Raw genomic sequence first — 17,251 nt, forward strand, 5'->3', positions numbered from 1 at the left:
GCGGTTGTCCACAGCCTCGCCGTGATGTGGACAACGGTGGTCTCCGCGGTGCCTTTTCGCGGCTTTGTGTGGGGCGGCGCCGATACGCTCAATCCGGTGGAGGTTCCCCCTGGGAGGGCGGGGTCCGTCTCGGCGTGGCGGGGCGGGGCGGTGTTGGCGGGGCGAGGTGGTCGACTTGTGATGAAAGACCCGTTCATCGCGCCGGATGGCAGGGTCCCGGCAAAGTCAGGTCAGCGCGGCCGATCCGGTCGCCCCCACGTCATGAACGGGTCGTTCACCTCGTCAGACGACATGAACGACCCTTTCATGACATCGCCGCGACGCCGGGCAGACCGCGCGGCCACGACTTTGCCGGAGCCCTGGCGCCGGATGGCCTGAACGACTCTTTCATGCCATCGGGAGCCGGGAGCCGGGAGCCGGGAGCCGGGGCATTGCAGCCGTGGGCGGGAGGCGCGAGACCAGGAAGCCCGCGGGGCGGGAGCCGGAAAGCCGGGAGCCGGAATGCCGGGAGTGCGGGTGCCAGAGGCACACAGCGGGCAGCAGGCCGGAAGCCGGAAGCGCAGGGACCCGACAGCGCCGAGCACCCCAGCCGGAACCGCGAAACCCCACCCCAGGACCCGGACCCACCGGTGCCTCGACCTACCGGACGTCCCACCCCCCTCACCGGTTGCGTTCACCGCCCACCACAGTCCGCCCGTCGCACCGGGCTCGGCTGTTCCGCGAGGTCACCGGGTACGGTGGCTCACCATGAGCGAGAAGATCCGGGTGGCGGTCGTGTTCGGCGGGCGCAGCAGCGAGCACACCATCTCGTGCCTCTCCGCGGGCAGCGTCCTGGGGAACCTCGACCCCGCGCGCTTCGAAGCCGTGCCGGTCGGGATCACCCGGGAAGGCCGGTGGGTGCTCGGTACCGGCGACTCCGCCCAGCTCGCCATCCGCGGCCGCGAACTGCCCTCCGTCGACGACGGCAAGGGCCTCGTCCTCGCCGGGGATCCCTCCAGCCGGGGGCTCGTCGCCGTCGAACCCGGGCGTGAGAGCGAACTCCTCTCGCAGGTGGACGTCGTCTTCCCGGTGCTGCACGGCGCTTTCGGCGAGGACGGCACCATCCAAGGCCTGCTCGAGCTCGCCGGCATCCCGTACGTCGGCCCCGGTGTGCTCGCCAGCGCCGCCGCCATGGACAAGGAAACCGCGAAGAAACTCCTTGCCGCCGAAGGACTTCCGGTCGGCACCTTCACCGCCCTCAAGCGCGGACAGTCCACTTTGGACGAAGCGGAGCGCGAAAAGCTCGGCCTGCCCGTCTTCGTCAAGCCGTCGCGGGCCGGGTCGTCCGTCGGGATCAGCCGGGTGACGACCTGGGACGACCTCGACGCCGCCATCGCGTTCGCCCGCGAAACCGACCCGAAGGTCCTCGTCGAGGCCGCCGTCGTCGGGCGGGAGGTCGAATGCGGGGTCCTCGAGTTCCCCGATGGGCACGTCGAAGCCTCGCTGCCCGCCGAGATCCGCGTCCTGTCCGAAGACGAAAACGCTTGGTACGACTTCGAAACCAAGTACCTCGGCGACGACGCCGAGCTCGACATCCCGGCCAAGCTCGACGACTCGCTCACCGAAAAGCTCCGCGCCATGGCGGTGCAGGCCTTCCACGCGCTCGACTGCCAGGGCCTCGCCCGCGTCGACTTCTTCGTCGGCGCCGACGGCGAGCTGACCATCAACGAGGTCAACACCATGCCCGGCTTCACGACGAAGTCCGCCTACCCGAAGATGTGGGAGGTCACCGGCGTGGACTACGCCACGCTGCTGACCACGCTCATCGACACGGCGATCGCGCGCGGCACGGGCCTGCGCTGACCGAAGCTCAGGAAAACCGCAACGGACGAGCGGGCAGCTTCGCCGCCACCGTGTCCGAGATCGTCTGCAACGGACCCGTCCCGGCGCTGTCCGGCACGGTCAGCGCCGCGTAGACCTCGCGATCGACGACGTACCACGTCGACGCGCCTTCACCCGGCACCTGCAGCCACTGGACGCCGTTCACCAGGCGCAACGCCGCCGTCGGCGTCAGCTCCGGCGGGCGGTCGAGGCCGCACCGCAGCACCAGCGGATCGTCCGTGCCCCAGGCCACCGTCGCGGGCGGTGCCGGAGCGGCCAGCTCGCGCACCTTGAGGGAAGTCCCGTTGGACGTCAGCTCCGTGGGCACGGCGCCCAGCAGCGTGGTGCAGCCCGGCGAGCCCGAGAAAGGCGCCGGCACGGGCACGAGCGGCAGGGGACCGGCGTCGGGGGCAGTGTCCGAGGAGCGCTGGGTCAACGCGAAGACGGCGACGGCGACCGCCAAGGCCACGGCGAGCGCGGCCGCGGTGACGAGGACCACCCGAGGCGGGGCACCGGTGTCGGAGTCAGGCACCCGACCACTACACCACTGCTCAGAGATGGACGACCGGGCAGGTCAGCGTCCGCGTGATGCCCTCCACGTTCTGCACCTTCGCGACCACGAGCTGGCCGAGCTGGTCCACGTTGTCGGCGGCCGCGCGGACGATCACGTCGTACGGTCCGGTGACATCCTCCGAGCTGGTCACACCCGGGATGCTGGAGATCTCGGCAGCCACCGCGGCCGCCTTGCCGACCTCGGTCTGGATGAGGATGTATGCGTGGACCACGGCGCGCCCTTTCGTCGGGATCGATCGGCTCAAGGTAGGAACGTCATCAGCAACGTATCGCCAGCTCATCGAAAAACATAGGGCATCCGACTATCGGTGATCGATCTTTGTCCCGGTAGAGAAAGCAGAGGTGACCGGTGTCACCGAACGACGGAACGGTCGCCGAGACCGGCGAGTTCGCGCTCATCCGCGCCGTCACCGAAGGACGGCGCCAGCCTCCGGGCACCCTGCTCGGCCCGGGCGACGACGCCGCCGTCGTCGCCGCGCCCGACGGCCGCGTCGTCGCCAGCACCGACGTCCTCGTCCAGGGCGTCCACTTCCGGCTCGACTGGTCGCCGCCCGAGTACGTCGGGCGCAAGGCCGTCGCGGTCAACCTGGCCGACATCGCCGCCATGGGCGCCACCCCGACCACCGTCCTGGTCGGGCTCGCCTGCCCGCCCGACACCCCGCGCGAGGTCGTCACCGGCCTCGCCGACGGCATGTGGGCCGAGGCCGAACGCGCCGGCGTCGGCGTCTCCGGCGGCGACATGGTGCGCGCCGACCAGCTCGTGATCAGCGTCACCGCCCTCGGTGACCTCGGCGACCGCGAGCCCGTGACGCGCTCGGGTGCCCGGCCCGGCGATCTCCTCGCCGTCAACGGGCGCCTCGGCTGGGCCGCCGCCGGCCTGGCCGTGCTCGGGCGCGGGTTCCGCTCCCCGGTCGGCGTCGTCAACGCCCAGCGCTGCCCGGAACCGCCCTACGAAGCCGGTCCCCGCGCCGCTCTCGCCGGGGCCACGGCCATGATCGACGTCTCCGACGGCCTGCTCGCCGACCTCGGGCACATCGGTGAGGCCTCCGGCGTCGGCATCGACGTCCGCACCGCCGACCTCGACGTGCCGGCCCGGCTCACCGAAGTCGGCGCCGCGCTGGGCGCCGACCCGCTCGACTGGGTCCTCACCGGTGGCGAAGACCACGCCCTCGCGGCGACCTTCCCGCCGTTCACCGAACTCCCCGACGGCTGGCGCACGATCGGCGTCGTCACGATGGCCGACTCCGGGATCACCGTGGACGGCAAGCCTTTTTCGCGAGAAGGCGGCTGGACCCACTGGCGCTGATCTAGGCTCGGGAAGCGTGAGAATCGTTCCGGTCCCCTACGACCACCCCGACGCGGCCAAGCTGATGGCCGCGGTGCAGCAGGTCTACGTCGAGCGCTACGGCGACGAGGACGTGACCCCGATGAGCCCGGCGGACTTCGACCCCCCACAGGGGGTTTTCCTCGTCGGTTACCAGGGCGAGGAAGCAGTCGCCTGCGGGGCGTGGCGCGCCCACGACGGCCCGGCGCCCGACTTCCGGGACGGCGACGCCGAGTTCAAGCGGATGTACGTCGCCGATTCCGCCCGGGGCCGCGGGTTCGCGCGGATGATCCTGTCCGAGCTGGAACGCACGGCGGCGTTGTGCGGCCGCAAGCGCGCGGTCCTGGAAACCGGCACCAAGCAGCCCGAGGCCATCGCGCTCTACACGTCGTCGGGGTACGTCGAGATCCCGAACTTCGGCGTGTACAAGGACGAGCCCGAGAGCCGGTGCTTCGGCAAGGACCTCACCTCGGCGTGAGCTTCAGCAGAGCCGCCTGATGCGGCCGCAGCGTCGCCGAGACGCCGGTGCCGATGTCCTGGCGGGCCCAGAGGTCCCGGACGTTCCACGAGCCGGGGATCGACGCGGAGACGGTCGCGGTGGTGCTGCCGGTGTTGAGCAGCACCACCGCGAACCCGCCGCCGGTAAGCGGTTTCCCCCACACCTGGTAGCCCGGGCCGGCGTCGAGCCGGCGGCCTTGGCCGCCCGCGAAGTCCTGGTCGACGGCGATCGCCTCGGGGTTGGCGAGCGTCGCGAGGTCGGTGCCGCTCAGCTTCGCCGGGTCGGTGCCGGCGAACAGCGGCGCGTTCAGCACGGCCCAGACGCTGAAGTGCGCGCGGGCCTCGTCGGCGGTGAGCGTGCCGTTGCCGACCTGCAGCATGTCCGGGTCGTTCCAGCCGCCCGGACCGCCGCTTTGGACGGCGACGGTGGCCTGCTGGTCGATCGTCGCGAGCACCGAGTCCCAGGTCGCGGTCAGGTCGTAGGTGGTCCGCCACAGGTTCGCCACCGGCCGCGCCCAGGTCCACGGGCTCGAGACGCCGTATTCGGAGATCGCGTAGACGATCGGGCGGGGCAGCGCGGCGAGCTCGTCGCGCATCTTCTCGAACGCGGCCTTGCGGTCGAGGCCGTCGACGGTGTCGGCGTTGCACCAGTCGTACTTGAGGTAGTCGACGCCCCAGCGGCCGAACGTCTCGGCGTCCTGGCGTTCGTGGCCGAGCGAGCCGATGCCGGCCGCCGGGTAGGCGTCGTTGGCCATCGCGCAGGTCCGGCTGCCGGGCACCGCGTAGATGCCGAACAGCAGGCCGCGCGAATGCACGTAGTCGGCGAGGTCGGCGATGCCGTGCGGGAACCGCGCCGGATCCGCCTGGAGCGAGCCGTCGGCGGCGCGCGCGGACGCTTGCCAGCAGTCGTCGACCACGACGTACTGGTAACCCGCGTCACGCAGGCCCGTGTCGGCGAGGGCGTCGGCGGCTCGGCGCACGACGTCCTCGGTGAGGTCGTGGCAGCGGACCTGGTTCCAGCTGTTCCAGCCCATCGGCGGCGTCCCGGCCAGGCCGTTCGCCAGCGCGGGCGAGGCGACCGGCAGGCTGAGCAGCCAGGTCAGCACGACGAGGAGGAGCACGAGGCCCGTGCTCCCGGTACTGGCGTTCCGGTTCGCGGCGATGCCGTGATCCAATCGCACGGCACGTGAAACCGCGGTCACCCACGGAGGCGGCATGCCGATCTACGCACTCGGTTCGCTCGAGCCGACGATCCACCCCGACGCCTACGTCCACCCGGACGCCACGGTCATCGGTGACGTCCGGATCGGCGCGCACGCGTCGGTGTGGCCGCAGACCGTGCTGCGCGGCGACCACGGCTACATCGAGATCGGCGAACGCTCGAATGTCCAGGACGGCTGCGTCCTGCACTGCACCGAGCGGCACCCGACGATCCTCGGGCCGTCATCGGCGATCGGGCACGCCGTGCACGTCGAGGGCGCGCGGATCGGCACCGGCTGCCTGATCGCGTCCGGCTCGGTGGTGCTCAACGGCTCGGTGATCGAAGACGGCGGCATGGTCGGCGCGGGTGCGGTGCTGTCGTACGGCTCGCACGTCAAGACCGGCGAGATCGCGCTGGGCGTGCCCGGCAAGACGCGGGAGAACAAGTCGTTCAGCGCGGAGAACATCGCGATGGTGGTGGAGTCCTACGTCCAGCGCGGCCGCCGGTTCAAGGCGGAGCTGAGGCGGCTCGACCCGCTCGGGTGATGCCGGCCACGCCCGGTAGGCTTGCGCGCCGTGACCGCACGACCGCTGCAGGACATCGTCGAGGCAGGCTGGGCGCAAGCCCTCGAACCGGTGGCGCCGCAGGTCGCCGCGATGGGGGAGTTCCTCCGCGCGGAGATCGCCGCGGGCCGGACCTACCTGCCGGCGGGTGAGCACGTCCTCCGCGCGTTCAAGCAGCCGTTCCACGACGTGCGCGTGCTGATCGTCGGGCAGGACCCGTACCCGACGCCCGGGCACGCGGTGGGGCTCAGCTTCTCGGTGGCGCCGGACGTCCGGCCGATCCCGAAGAGCCTGGTCAACATCTACAAGGAGTACTGCGACGACCTCGGCCACCCGCTGCCGTCCAACGGCGATCTGACGCCGTGGGCCGAGCAGGGCGTCCTGCTGCTCAACCGGTCGCTGACCGTGCAGCCCGGGAAGTCGAACTCGCACCAGGGCAAGGGTTGGGAAGCGGTCACCGAGCAGGCGATCAAGGCCTTGGCGGCCCGGTCGGAGCCGATGGTGGCGATCCTGTGGGGCCGCAACGCGCGGAACCTGCGGCCGATGCTGGGCGACGTCCCGTGCATCGAGTCGGCGCACCCGAGCCCGCTTTCGGCGCACAACGGCTTCTTCGGGTCCCGGCCGTTCAGCCGGGCCAACCAGCTGCTGGAGCAGCAGGGCGCGGCGCCCGTCGACTGGAAACTTCCCTGAGGACCGGTGTCCGGACCGGCGTCACGGCTCCGACCACGGGGTGAACCTTGGGAGGAAGCATGAACGTCACTTCGGCCGACGGCACGGCCATCTTCTTCGAGCGGCGCGGATCGGGCGCGCCGGTGCTCCTGGTCGGCGGCGCGTTCAACGACCGGACGACGGTCGCGGGCCTGGCTTCGGTGCTGGCCGACGATTTCACGACGATCGCCTACGACCGTCGCGGGCGTGGTGACAGCGGGGATGAACCGGACTACGCGGTGGAACGGGAGATCGAGGACATCGCGGCGCTGATCGCCGAGGCCGGCGGGACGGCGTCGGTGTTCGGCCACTCGTCGGGCGCGATCCTGGCCCTGGAGGCGGCGGCCGCGGGGCTCCCGATCGACAAGCTGGTGGCGTATGAGCCGCCGTACGCGACTTCGGAGCACCCGCGCGGCGACGTCCTGGACGAGGTGTGCGGGCAGCTCGCGGCGGGCGACCGCGACGGCGCGGTGGCGACGTTCCTGCAGGTCGCGGGCACCCCGGCGGAGATGGTCGAGGGGATGAAGCAGGCGCCGGTGTGGGGCTGGTTCACGGCGCTGGCGCACACGTTGCCGTACGACCTGACGATCTGCGGCCCGGGTGCGCGGCCGCGCGAGGACCACTTGGCGAAGATCTCGGTCCCGACGCTGGTCATCGGCGGCGGCGCGAGCGACGAAGCGCTCCAGTCGGGCGCTCGCGCGGCAGCCGCGGCGGTGCCGGGGGCGCGGCACGAGACCCTCGAGGGACAGGACCACGGGGTGCTGCAGTTCCCGGAGGCGCTCAAGGACCTGCTGGTCGGCTTCCTGAAGTAGGTGGCCGCATGTAGTGAATGACTCATTCATGTCGCCAGGCGACATGAATGAGTCATTCACGTCGTCTGGTGCCCGGGCATGAAAATGGCGGGTGCCCCGGAGAGCACCCGCCACCCCAAACTTCTCGCCTCAGCCGCGAACGACCTTGCCCGCCTTGATGCACGAGGTGCACACGTTCAGGCGCTTGCGCTGGGACACACCCACCTTGGCGTGGACGGTCTGGATGTTCGGGTTCCACCGGCGGTTGGTACGGCGGTGGGAGTGCGAGACCGACTTGCCGAAGCCGGGTCCCTTGCCACAGACGTCGCACACGGCAGCCACGTCGAACTCCTTTGGATCTGGGTCATAGAGATGAGCCCAGATGCACTGGGCAACTCGACCATAGTAACTACTGCTTTCGCGAGGCCCCCCACCGGGTCGATACGCTGCCTCGGACCGGTCAGGAGGTTACGGGGTGCGGGTGCTGGACGCGGCGGCGGTGTCGGCCTGGGCTGCGGGTTGTGTGCACAGCCTGGCGAGCCTGCGGCCGGCCATCGACGAGATCAACGTCTACCCCGTCGCCGACTCCGACACCGGCTCCAACATGCTCTTCACGATGTCCGGCGCGGCGAAGGAACTCGAAGCCGCGCAACCGAAGGACGCCGCCGACGCGCTGAAGATCCTCGCCCAGGGCGCGGTCGCCGCCGCCAAGGGCAACTCCGGCGTCATCCTCTCCCAGGTCGTGCGCGGGCTCGCGGACCGCGCCGAAGGGGAGCTGGACGGCGCGTGGCTGGCCAAGGCGCTGGGCCACGCCGACCAGGTCGCCACCGGTGCCGTGAGCCGCCCGGTCGCCGGGACCATCCTGACCGTCCTGCACGCCGTGGCGACCGCCGTGCGCGGCGACACCCGGTCCCTGACCGAGGTCGCCCGAGAGGCCGCGAAGGAAGCCGCGCACGCCCTCGAGAAGACGCCCCTGCAGCTGCCCGCCCTGGCCAAGGCCGGGGTGGTCGACGCCGGCGCGCGCGGGCTCGTCGCGGTGCTCGACGCCCTGGTCGGCGTCCTCACCGGCACCGCGCTCGAGCGGGACCACGCGCTGGAAGTGCCCACCGCGGCGGAGCAGGCCTACGCCTGGGAGGTCATGTACCTCCTCGACGGCGTCGACGAGCAGAGCCTGCCGACCCTGCGCAAGGAGCTGAGCGGCCTCGGCGACAGCGTCACGGTCGCCGGCGACGGCTCGGGCAGCCACGCCGTGCACGTCCACTGCGCCGACATCGGCGCCGCCATCGAAGCCGGGCTCGCGCTCGGGCGGCCGCGCCGGATCCGCGTCGAACCCCTGCTCACGCCGACGCCGATCGAGCCGGGCGGCGGGATCGACCGCACGGTCGTCGCCGTCGTGCACGGCGGCGCGCTGGCCGAGCTGCTGCGCGCCGAAAGCATCCCGGTGCTGGCCGTCCCCGAGGGGCGGTCGCCGAGCGTCGAGGACGTGATCGGCCTGCTCAACGAAGCCGCCGGGCGGCACGTCACGGTGCTGCCGGGCAGCGTCGAGCTCACCGCCGCCGCGGACATCGCCGCCGGGCACGCGATGGCGGCCGACCGCGACGTCGTGGTCATCCCGTGCGCGTCGCCGGTGCAGGTGCTGGCCGCCCTCGCCGTGCACGACGCCGGGCGCCGCACCAACGACGACGTCGTCGCGATGGCCGAAGCGGCCGCCGCGACCAGGCGTGGCGAACTGCGGATCGCGCAGGAGGAGTCGCTAACCTGGGTGGGCCGGGCCCAGTCCGGTGACGTGGTCGGCCTGGTCGACGACGAGGTGGTGCTGATCGAGCCGGCGCCCGCTTCCGAGACGAACCTGGTCGCCGCGGCGATGAAGGTGCTCAACCGGATGCTGGCGCTCGGCGGTGAGCTGGTGACGGTGCTGAGCGGGGCCGCCGCCCCGCCCGGGGTCGCCGAGGAGCTCGCCGAGCAGCTGCGGCTGGAGCACCCGGAGGTGGAGCTGGCCGGCTACGCCAGCGGCCAGGCGGACGCCGTGCTGCTGATGGGAGTCGAATAGCGAGATGGCCGGACTGCGCGACAAGCTGCCGCTGCTGCTGGGCGCCAAGACGGCGAAGGCGCTCGCCACGTCGCTGGGCATCGAGACCGTCAGCGACCTCCTGCGCCACTACCCGCGCCGCTACGCCGAGCGTGGCGAGCTCACCGACATCGCCGGCCTCGAGCTGGGCGAGCACGCGACCGTGCTGGCGCGTATCGAAAAGGTGAGCAAGCGGCGGATGAAGTCCCGCAACGGGACGATCCTCGACATGGTGATCACCGACGGGAAGCGCCGGCTCACCTGCGCCTTCTTCAACCAGGCGTGGCGGGAGAAGGACCTGGTCCCCGGCAAGACGGGCCTGTTCGCCGGCAAGGTGTCCGCCTTCCGCGACACCCTGCAGCTGACCAACCCCGAGTACGAGCTCTTCGAAGCCGACCGCGCCGACGAGGCCATGGACGACTTCCTCGCCGCGATCATCCCGGTCTACCCGGCGGCGCAGGGCATGCCGACGTGGTCGATCGCGAAGTGCGTCCGGCAGGTCCTCGACGTCCTGGAGGTCGACGAGGACCCGATGCCGGCCGAGCTGCGGCGGCTGCACAAGCTGTCCGACCTCGACACCGCGCTGCACGGCATCCACCGGCCGAGCAACTGGGCGCACCTCGAGGCGTCGAAGAAGCGGCTGAAGTGGGACGAAGCCATGGCCGTCCAGCTGATCTTCGCGCAGCGGCGGCACTCGGCCATTTCGCGGCCGGCGAAGGCGAACCCGCACGTCAGCGGCGGGCTCATGGACGCCTTCGACAAGCGGCTGCCCTTCGATCTGACCGCGGGCCAGCGCGGGATCGGCGACGAGATCGCCGCGGACCTGGCGTCCGAGCACCCGATGAACCGGCTGCTGCAGGGCGAGGTCGGCTCGGGCAAGACGATCGTCGCGCTGCGGGCGATGCTGCAGGTCGTCGACAACGGGCGGCAGGCCGCGATGCTCGCGCCGACCGAGGTCCTCGCCGCCCAGCACGCGCGGTCGCTGCGGGAGATGCTCGGCGACCTCGGCCAGGCGGGCGAGCTGGGCGCGGCGGAGAACGCCACGAAGGTCACGCTGCTGACCGGGTCGATGGGCGCGAAGGAACGCAAGAAGTCGCTGCTGGAGATCGTCAGCGGGGAGGCCGGCATCGTCGTCGGCACGCACGCGCTGATCCAGGACCACGTCGAGTTCGCCGACCTCGGCCTCGCCGTCGTCGACGAGCAGCACCGCTTCGGCGTCGAGCAGCGGGACGCGCTGCGCACGCGCGGGTCGGGCGACACGAGCCCGCACGTGCTCGTCATGACCGCGACGCCGATCCCGCGCACGGTCGCGATGACCGTGTACGGCGACCTGGAGGTCTCCGCGCTGCGCGAGATGCCGGTCGGGCGGTCGCCGATCTCGACCACGGTCGTGCCGGTCGCCGAGAAGCCCGCGTGGTTCGAGCGGATCTGGCAGCGCGTGCGCGAGGAGGTCGGCAAGGGGCACCAGGGGTACGTCGTGTGCCCGCGGATCGGCGACGAGCCGCCGTCGGACAAGAGCGACAAGCGCCCGCCGCTCGCGGTCCTCGACGTCGCGCCCGACCTGGCGCACGGCGCGTTGCAGGGCTTGAAGATCGGCGTGCTGCACGGCCGGATGCCGCCCGACGAGAAGGACGCCGTGATGCGCGCGTTCTCGGCGGGTCAGTTGGACGTTCTCGTGGCCACGACGGTGATCGAGGTCGGCGTGAACGTGCCGAACGCGACCGCGATGGTGATCATGGACGCCGACCGGTTCGGCGTCAGCCAGCTGCACCAGCTGCGCGGCCGCGTCGGCCGGGGCAGCGTGCCGGGGCTGTGCCTGCTGGTCACCGAGGCCCTCGACGGCACGGCGACGCGCGAACGGCTGGCGGCGGTCGAGTCGACCACCGACGGCTTCGAACTGTCGCGCCTCGACCTCGAACTGCGGCGCGAAGGCGACATCCTCGGCGCCGCGCAGTCCGGCAAGCGGTCGACGCTGAAGCTGCTTTCGCTGCTGCGCGACGAAGACGTGATCGCCGCGTCGCGGGCCAGTGCGCAGGAGATCGTCGAGAAGGACCCGGACCTGAAGAAGTACCACGGCCTGGCGCAGATGGTCGCCGACGTCGTCGACGTCGAGCGCGCGGAGTACCTGGAGAAGACGTGATCCGCGACGCCACGGTGGCCGACGCGCCCGCGATCGGCGAGGTCCACGTGCGGTCGTGGCAAGCGGCGTACGCGGGCTTGATCCCGGACGACTTCCTGTCGCGGCTCTCGGCCGAGTCGCGGGCGGCGTCGTGGGCCCGGCTCATCGGGGACGGCGGCCGGGTGCTGGTCGCCGAGGAAGACGGCGTCATCGCCGGGTTCGCCGCGTTCGGGGACGGCCGGCTGTACGCGCTGTACCTGCTGCCGGAGTACTGGGGGCGCGGCCTCGGCCGGGCGCTGCACGACCGGGTCGTCGAAGAGCTACCCGGGGACAGCGCCGTCCTGTGGGTGCTGTCGACGAACGAACGCGCGAAGGCCTTCTACCTGCGGCAGGGCTGGGTGGACGACGACGTCACCCAGACCGAGGCGATCGACGACGGCCGGGTCACGCTGGAGGAGAAGCGGTTCAGCCGCCGGTTGCCGTGAACACGCCCGCCGTCGCGGCCACCGCGGCGGCCTTCGCGGCGATGTCCGCGTCCGCCGGGGTGACGCCCTCCCGGGAAATGAGCAACCGGTAGAAGACCGGACCACAGGCCACCCGGACCACCTCCACCGGGTCGGTGCCGGGCGGGACTTCGCCGCGCTCGATCGCGCGCTCCACCGCGGCCGCCGAACGGGCGTGGCGGTCGACGTAGAACTCGCGCAGGGCCTCGGCCGCGCGCGGGGAGAGGAACGCCGCCGAGATCGACGCCATCGGCAGCTCGCGCTCGCCCGGGGTGGTGAAGTAGCGCACCAGCTCCAGGTTGATCGCGCGCAGGTCGCCTTCGAGCGACCCGGTGTCCGGCACGGCCCACTCCTGCTCGGCGCCCATCAGCAGGGCGGCGGCGACCAGACCTTCGGCGGACTCCCAGCGGCGGTACAGCGTCGTCTTGTGGACGCCGGAGCGCTCGGCGACCGCCTCGACGGTCAGCTCGGCGTACCCGCGTTCGCCGAGCAGCTCGAGGGTGGCGTTCAGCGCGGCGAGGCGGGTCCGCTCGGTGCGGCCGCCCGGGCGCTTGGTCCCGGAAATCTCGGTTGCCAACTGCTACTCCTGTTGCGTTAGTGTGCCCAGTATGCCAGGAACCGTCGCCGTCACCGAGATCGCCGAGCTGATCGGCGCCGCCGAAGTCGTCGCCATCGGCGAGAACAACCATCACATCCGCGAGTTCGGCGTGCTGCGCGAGCAGCTCCTGCGGCACCTCGTCACCGAGCGCGGGTTCACGGTCCTCGGGTTCGAGGGCGGGTTTCCCGAAGGGCGCCTGGTCGACACGTGGCTGCGGGGTGGTCCCGGCGAGGTCGCCGACATCGCCCGCGACGGCTTCACGTTCGGTCTCGGCGACTCGGCCGAGGTGCACTCGATGCTGACCTGGCTGCGCGGTCGTGACGTCCGGTTCTTCGGGCTGGACGTGCCGAGTTCGGCCGGTTCGCCGGTGCCCGCGCTGCGGGCGGTCCGCGAAGTCCTGTCGCGAGTGGACCCCGCCAATGTGTCCCTTGTGGACACGGCGGTGGCGGCCGTCGAGCCGTACGCCTCGGTGAGCAGCGCGGTCGCGCCGGGGCGGTACCAGGAGATGAGCGTCGCGGCGCGGGACGCGGCCACCGCGGCGCTGACCGTCCTCAAAGGACATGTCGAGTCCCTGGCGGCCGAAGCCGTGCACGACGCGGAGGGCGCGCTGCGCGTCGACCTGTACCTGCGGGAGCTGGCCGCGCTGATGGCCGGGCAGGCGCCGGAGCCGCAGAGTTCGTCGCGGGACACGTACATGGCGGCGACCGTCCGGTTGCTGCGCCGGCAGTTCCCCGGCGAGAAGATCGTGCTGATGATCCACAACGGACACCTCCAGCGCGTGCCGTTCTCGCCGATGCCCGGCATGACGGCGCCGTCCGCGGGTACCCACCTGGCCGCGGAGCTGGGGGATCGCTATTTCGCGCTCGCGTTGACCGCGGTTTCGGGGACGACGACCGGGCTCGCTCCCGACGACGCTTTCCCGCTCGGGTTCCGGATGTTCGAGCAGGCCCTCGACCCACCCGCCGAAGGCAGTGTCGAGGCGGCGCTGGCCGCCGAGGCGCCGTGCGTGGTCGCGCGTCCGGCGGCGTCGGGCATCCGGCACGCGCACATGACTGTTTCGGTCGACGTCGCATCGGCGTTCGACGCGGTGGTCTGCCTGAAAGGGCAGGAAACGATTTTCCGGGCCTGAACCGGACAGGTGTGCCCGTTCGGCTGATTGCCGCAGCGGGTTCGTGGGCGTTTCCTACCGGTATGGCCGGGCGGAGGCGGGCGTTGATCGTCGCCAACGGCGAGTACGACAACGCGGGGCTGCAGCGGCTGGGCTCGCCCGCGGCGGACGCCGACGCCCTCGCCGGGGTGCTGGCCGACCGGGCGATCAGCGACTTCGACGTGCGGGTGGTCCGCAACGAGACCGCGCACGTGGTCCAGGCGGAGATCGAAGACCTCTGCGCGGAGGGCCGTCCCGACGACGTCCTGCTGCTGCACTTTTCCTGCCACGGCTTGAAGGACGACGCGGGCGGCCTGTACTTCGCGGCCCGCAACACGCGTCCGGACCGGTTGCGGTCGACGGCCGTGCCCGCCCAGTTCGTCCAGCAGTGCATCCGGCAGACCCGCTCGCGCAGTGTGGTGCTGCTGCTGGACTGCTGCTACGGCGGGGCGTTCGGGCAGGGCGTGGCGGTCCGGGCGTCGGGCGACGCGAACGTCCTGGACAGCTTCCGCGGCGGCCGCGGGCGAGCGGTGATCACGGCGTCCAACTCGATCGAGTACGCGTTCGAGGGGGCGACGCTGGCTTCGGACGAGCCGGCCCGGCCGTCGGTGTTCACGGCGGCACTGGTGGAGGGGCTGCGGACGGGCGAGGCCGACCGCGACGAGGACGGCTGGATCGCGCTGGGCGAGCTGTACGAGTACCTGTTCGACCGCGTCCGCGAGCGCAACCCGAAGCAGACGCCCAGCCGGGACATCGAGATGCAGGGCGAGCTGTACCTGGCGAAGAGCCGGCGCCGGCGCATCAAGCCGTCGCCGGTCCCGCCGGACCTGGCGGGGGCGATCGCGGCGGAGAACCCGTTCACGCGGCTGGGCGCGGTGGCCGAGCTGCGCCGGCGGCTGGCGAGCGACAACCTGCCGGTGGCGGTGGGGGCGTTCGAGGCGCTTCGGACGATGGCCTCGACGGACATCGAGCACGTGGCGGCGGCGGCCGCGGACGCGTTGTCGTTCGCGGTGGTCCGGGTGGACGTGCCGGCGGTGCGGTTGTCGGCACCGGCGGGTGGGCAGGCGACGGCTTCGTTGCGGGTGTCGGGGCCACCGGTGGCGCGGGAGGTGCGGTTCGACCCGTCGCACGCGTGGATCCGGGCGGTCGAGGTACCGGGCGGAGCGGAGCTGTCGGTGACGGCGGCGGAGTCGGGAGTGCGGCGCGGGAAGGTGGTGGTCACCGGGCCGACGGGGGACGTGGTGGTCTCGGTGGAGATCGAGACGGAACCGGCGCCGGTGGTGGCCGAGCCGGCGCCGGTGGCTGTCGCCGAACCCGAACCCGAACCCGTACCCACGCCGGCCTCGGAACCCGAGCCCGAGCCGGAGGCCGCCGCAGCGGAGCCGAAGCGCCCCAAGGTGGCCTTCGGTGCGTCAGACGCACCGAAGGCCACATTGGGTGCGTCAGACGCAACCAAGGCCGCCTTGGGGCGCACTCCCGAGCCGGCCCGTCAGCCTGGCGCCATCGATCCCGTCGGCGGGTTCGCGGGGATCCTCGCGATCACGGGCGTGGTGTTCGCGGTCGCCGGGCTGCCGCTGAACTACCGCGACGACAGCTACACCCTGACTGAGCACCGCCCCGGCATGGAGTGGTACGTCGGGATCGTCGCCGGGTGCGCGTTGCTCGCCGGGCTGCTCACCCTGGTACCGCGGACCAGGTCGCGCACTGGGCCCGCGCTGCTGCTCGGCACCGCGCTGGCCGCCCTGTTCGGGCTGTTGCGCTTCCTCGGCGAGGGAATCACCTATGCCGATTACTCGGACGACAAGCTGAACGTCGGCTACACGTTCATGCTCGTCGCGCACATCGCGTGGCTGGTCGCAGGGGCGTGTGCGCTCGCCGCGCTGCGGCGGAACCCCGCGGTGGGGCTGGCCGCCGGTGCGGTGCGCGGCTGGGCGGCGTGGGGAGCGATCGTGCTCGGGGTGATGGTCGCGGGCGCCTGGATCAGCCAGCTCGGCGAGCTGGCGGGGTACAGCTCCGACGACGGTGGCCGTGCAGCGGCCTACTTCGTGCTCGGCGCGGTGCTGGCGGTGTCCGTTCCCGTCGTCGCCATGGTTCTGTACCCACGTCCGGTCGGCATTGCCGTGCTGGCCACCGGAACCGCCGGGCTGCTCGGCATCCTGCCGCCGACGTTCGACGCGGTGCTGGAGCACTCCTCGCTCAGCTATGCGGGTCAGTCGATAGCCGCGGTCGGCTTGGTCCTGCTGGCCGTCGACGCCGTGGTCCTGATCTTCCAGGCCCGGCGGAATCAGCCGATCGAGCGACAGTCCTGAGTTGTCGCCCCCGCATCGCCGGGGTACGACGACGATCATGAAGACCCTGACAGCGGTAGCCGCCGTGGCGGTCGTGCTCGCCGGGCAGGCGCCCGCCCTCGCCGATGGCGGTGTGCAGGCCGATCCGCCCAGCTGGGGCCTCGACCGGATCGACCAGCGCGCCGGGCTCGACCACGCCTACCACTACGCCACCGCGGCCGAAGGCGTCTCCATCTACGTCATCGACAGCGGCGTCGACCCGAGGCACCCCGACTTCCAGGGCCGCGTCGCCCCGGGGCGGGACTTCCTGAACGGCGGCTCCGACACCTCCGACACCAACGGCCACGGCACCCGCCTCGCCGGGATCGCCGCCGGCAAGGACTACGGCGTCGCGAAGGGCGCGCAGATCGTGCCCGTGCGCGTCCTGGACAAGGACGGCGGTGGCGCCACCGACCAGATCATCGCCGGCATCGACTGGGTCGCGCAGAACGCCCAGCAGCCCGCCGTCGCCGTCCTCGGCATCGGCGGGGTGCCGAACGACCAGCTCGACGCCGCCGTCAAGCGCCTCGCGGCCGTCGTCCCGATCGCCGTCCCGGCGGGCAGCGAGACGGCCGACGCGAGCGGCTTCTCCCCGGGCCGCGTCGCCGAAGCGCTGACCGTCGGGGGTATCGACGCCCAGGACCAGCCGGACAAGGCTTCGAACTTCGGCCAGGACGTCGACCTCTACGCCCCGGGTGTCGACGTCCCCGGCCCGGTCGCGGGCGGCACCGGCGCGGGGCCCGAGTCGGGGACGTCGATGGCGGCGGCCTTCGCGGCCGGCGTGGCGGCGCTCTACCTCGCCCAGCACCCCGGAGCCACCCCTGCTCAGGTGGACGACGCCCTGGTGAAGGCCGCGACGGAGAACGCGCTGAGGGGCGTCCCGGACGGCACGGCCAACCGGCTGCTTTACGCGCCCCCGGGATCCTGACAAGCTGCCCAGACGCTCACCCGGCCAACCTCCAGCGGCGCAT

17 protein-coding genes are annotated in these 17,251 nt (G+C 72.0%); 12 read left to right on the plus strand and 5 right to left on the minus strand.

The window, feature by feature from the left end:
• Positions 1-747: 747 nt before the first annotated feature.
• Entirely contained in the window at positions 748-1,842 is a 1,095-nt protein-coding gene (locus ABFJ78_RS27025) for a D-alanine--D-alanine ligase family protein (RefSeq protein WP_436389364.1), read from the plus strand.
• 7 nt (positions 1,843-1,849) lie between these two features.
• On the opposite strand, the gene ABFJ78_RS27030 is transcribed toward ABFJ78_RS27025, so the two are convergent.
• Positions 1,850-2,392 (minus strand): DUF3515 domain-containing protein, encoded by a 543-nt coding sequence (locus tag ABFJ78_RS27030; protein WP_436389367.1) that lies wholly within the window; start codon positions 2,390-2,392, stop codon positions 1,850-1,852.
• 19 nt (positions 2,393-2,411) lie between these two features.
• Positions 2,412-2,645, minus strand: coding sequence for an Lrp/AsnC family transcriptional regulator (locus ABFJ78_RS27035; protein ID WP_003091994.1), 234 nt, complete (start codon positions 2,643-2,645; stop codon positions 2,412-2,414).
• A 137-nt stretch (positions 2,646-2,782) separates the two neighbouring features.
• Between ABFJ78_RS27035 and ABFJ78_RS27040 the strand changes: the two genes are divergently transcribed.
• Together ABFJ78_RS27040 and ABFJ78_RS27045 are read left to right on the plus strand one after the other, a co-directional pair.
• The gene (locus tag ABFJ78_RS27040; RefSeq protein ID WP_436389370.1) at positions 2,783-3,739 is read left to right on the plus strand and encodes a thiamine-phosphate kinase; all 957 of its coding nucleotides are present in this window, start codon (positions 2,783-2,785) and stop codon (positions 3,737-3,739) included.
• 16 nt (positions 3,740-3,755) lie between these two features.
• Complete coding sequence (locus ABFJ78_RS27045) at positions 3,756-4,235, plus strand: GNAT family N-acetyltransferase (RefSeq protein WP_436389372.1); 480 nt, start codon at positions 3,756-3,758, stop codon at positions 4,233-4,235.
• On the opposite strand, the gene ABFJ78_RS27050 is transcribed toward ABFJ78_RS27045, so the two are convergent.
• On the minus strand, positions 4,222-5,376 hold the full coding sequence (locus ABFJ78_RS27050; protein WP_436389375.1) for a glycoside hydrolase family 27 protein: 1,155 nt from the start codon (positions 5,374-5,376) through the stop codon (positions 4,222-4,224). The genes ABFJ78_RS27045 and ABFJ78_RS27050 overlap by 14 nt on opposite strands.
• 94 nt (positions 5,377-5,470) lie before the next feature.
• On the opposite strand from ABFJ78_RS27050, the gene ABFJ78_RS27055 reads away from it, so the two are divergent.
• Genes ABFJ78_RS27055 through ABFJ78_RS27065 form a run of 3 tightly spaced genes read left to right on the plus strand, consistent with a single transcriptional unit; the run spans position 5,471 to position 7,539 of the window.
• Positions 5,471-6,001 carry a gamma carbonic anhydrase family protein gene (locus ABFJ78_RS27055; RefSeq protein WP_436389377.1) on the plus strand — a complete coding sequence of 177 codons (531 nt, stop codon included), beginning with the start codon at positions 5,471-5,473 and terminating at the stop codon, positions 5,999-6,001.
• 30 nt (positions 6,002-6,031) lie between these two features.
• The gene (locus ABFJ78_RS27060; RefSeq protein WP_436389379.1) at positions 6,032-6,709 is read left to right on the plus strand and encodes a uracil-DNA glycosylase; all 678 of its coding nucleotides are present in this window, start codon (positions 6,032-6,034) and stop codon (positions 6,707-6,709) included.
• A gap of 59 nt (positions 6,710-6,768) precedes the next feature.
• Positions 6,769-7,539: an alpha/beta fold hydrolase gene (locus tag ABFJ78_RS27065; protein WP_436389381.1), complete on the plus strand. Its 771-nt coding sequence runs from the start codon at positions 6,769-6,771 to the stop codon at positions 7,537-7,539.
• 129 nt (positions 7,540-7,668) lie between these two features.
• On the opposite strand, the gene rpmB is transcribed toward ABFJ78_RS27065, so the two are convergent.
• Positions 7,669-7,860: a 50S ribosomal protein L28 gene (rpmB, locus tag ABFJ78_RS27070; protein ID WP_003091970.1), complete on the minus strand. Its 192-nt coding sequence runs from the start codon at positions 7,858-7,860 to the stop codon at positions 7,669-7,671.
• A 133-nt stretch (positions 7,861-7,993) separates the two neighbouring features.
• Between rpmB and ABFJ78_RS27075 the strand changes: the two genes are divergently transcribed.
• Genes ABFJ78_RS27075 through ABFJ78_RS27085 form a run of 3 tightly spaced genes read left to right on the plus strand, consistent with a single transcriptional unit; the run spans position 7,994 to position 12,190 of the window.
• The gene (locus tag ABFJ78_RS27075) at positions 7,994-9,568 is read left to right on the plus strand and encodes a DAK2 domain-containing protein (protein ID WP_436389385.1); all 1,575 of its coding nucleotides are present in this window, start codon (positions 7,994-7,996) and stop codon (positions 9,566-9,568) included.
• 4 nt (positions 9,569-9,572) lie between these two features.
• Positions 9,573-11,726, plus strand: a complete 2,154-nt coding sequence (gene recG / locus ABFJ78_RS27080) for an ATP-dependent DNA helicase RecG (RefSeq protein ID WP_436389387.1) — start codon at positions 9,573-9,575, stop codon at positions 11,724-11,726.
• On the plus strand, positions 11,723-12,190 hold the full coding sequence (locus ABFJ78_RS27085) for an N-acetyltransferase family protein (protein WP_436389389.1): 468 nt from the start codon (positions 11,723-11,725) through the stop codon (positions 12,188-12,190). The genes recG and ABFJ78_RS27085 overlap by 4 nt, the downstream gene beginning before the upstream one ends.
• Here ABFJ78_RS27085 and ABFJ78_RS27090 read toward each other — a convergent pair.
• The gene (locus tag ABFJ78_RS27090; protein ID WP_436389392.1) at positions 12,171-12,785 is read right to left on the minus strand and encodes a TetR/AcrR family transcriptional regulator; all 615 of its coding nucleotides are present in this window, start codon (positions 12,783-12,785) and stop codon (positions 12,171-12,173) included. The two genes, ABFJ78_RS27085 and ABFJ78_RS27090, sit on opposite strands and share 20 nt — an antisense overlap.
• Positions 12,786-12,816: 31 nt before the next feature.
• Here ABFJ78_RS27090 and ABFJ78_RS27095 point away from each other — a divergent pair, with 31 nt between their 5' ends.
• The 3 genes from ABFJ78_RS27095 (at position 12,817) to ABFJ78_RS27105 (ending at position 17,208) form a co-directional block, all read left to right on the plus strand.
• Positions 12,817-13,935: an erythromycin esterase family protein gene (locus ABFJ78_RS27095; protein ID WP_436389394.1), complete on the plus strand. Its 1,119-nt coding sequence runs from the start codon at positions 12,817-12,819 to the stop codon at positions 13,933-13,935.
• Between the two features lie 62 nt (positions 13,936-13,997).
• Positions 13,998-16,262, plus strand: a complete 2,265-nt coding sequence (locus ABFJ78_RS27100) for a caspase family protein (RefSeq protein ID WP_436389397.1) — start codon at positions 13,998-14,000, stop codon at positions 16,260-16,262.
• Between the two features lie 37 nt (positions 16,263-16,299).
• Positions 16,300-17,208: a S8 family peptidase gene (locus ABFJ78_RS27105; RefSeq protein WP_436389400.1), complete on the plus strand. Its 909-nt coding sequence runs from the start codon at positions 16,300-16,302 to the stop codon at positions 17,206-17,208.
• The last annotated feature ends 43 nt before the right edge of the window (positions 17,209-17,251 follow it).

This window comes from Amycolatopsis sp. MEPSY49 (assembly GCF_051337345.1).
Lineage (GTDB): Bacteria > Actinomycetota > Actinomycetes > Mycobacteriales > Pseudonocardiaceae > Amycolatopsis.

Coding starts and splice junctions, on each gene's coding strand:
- ABFJ78_RS27095 (WP_436389394.1), top strand. CDS start 12,817: ATGCCAGGAACCGTCGCCGTCACCGAGATCGCCGAGCTGATCGGCGCC.
- ABFJ78_RS27105 (WP_436389400.1), top strand. CDS start 16,300: ATGAAGACCCTGACAGCGGTAGCCGCCGTGGCGGTCGTGCTCGCCGGG.
- ABFJ78_RS27065 (WP_436389381.1), top strand. CDS start 6,769: ATGAACGTCACTTCGGCCGACGGCACGGCCATCTTCTTCGAGCGGCGC.
- ABFJ78_RS27025 (WP_436389364.1), top strand. CDS start 748: ATGAGCGAGAAGATCCGGGTGGCGGTCGTGTTCGGCGGGCGCAGCAGC.
- ABFJ78_RS27100 (WP_436389397.1), top strand. CDS start 13,998: ATGGCCGGGCGGAGGCGGGCGTTGATCGTCGCCAACGGCGAGTACGAC.
- ABFJ78_RS27055 (WP_436389377.1), top strand. CDS start 5,471: ATGCCGATCTACGCACTCGGTTCGCTCGAGCCGACGATCCACCCCGAC.
- recG (WP_436389387.1), top strand. CDS start 9,573: ATGGCCGGACTGCGCGACAAGCTGCCGCTGCTGCTGGGCGCCAAGACG.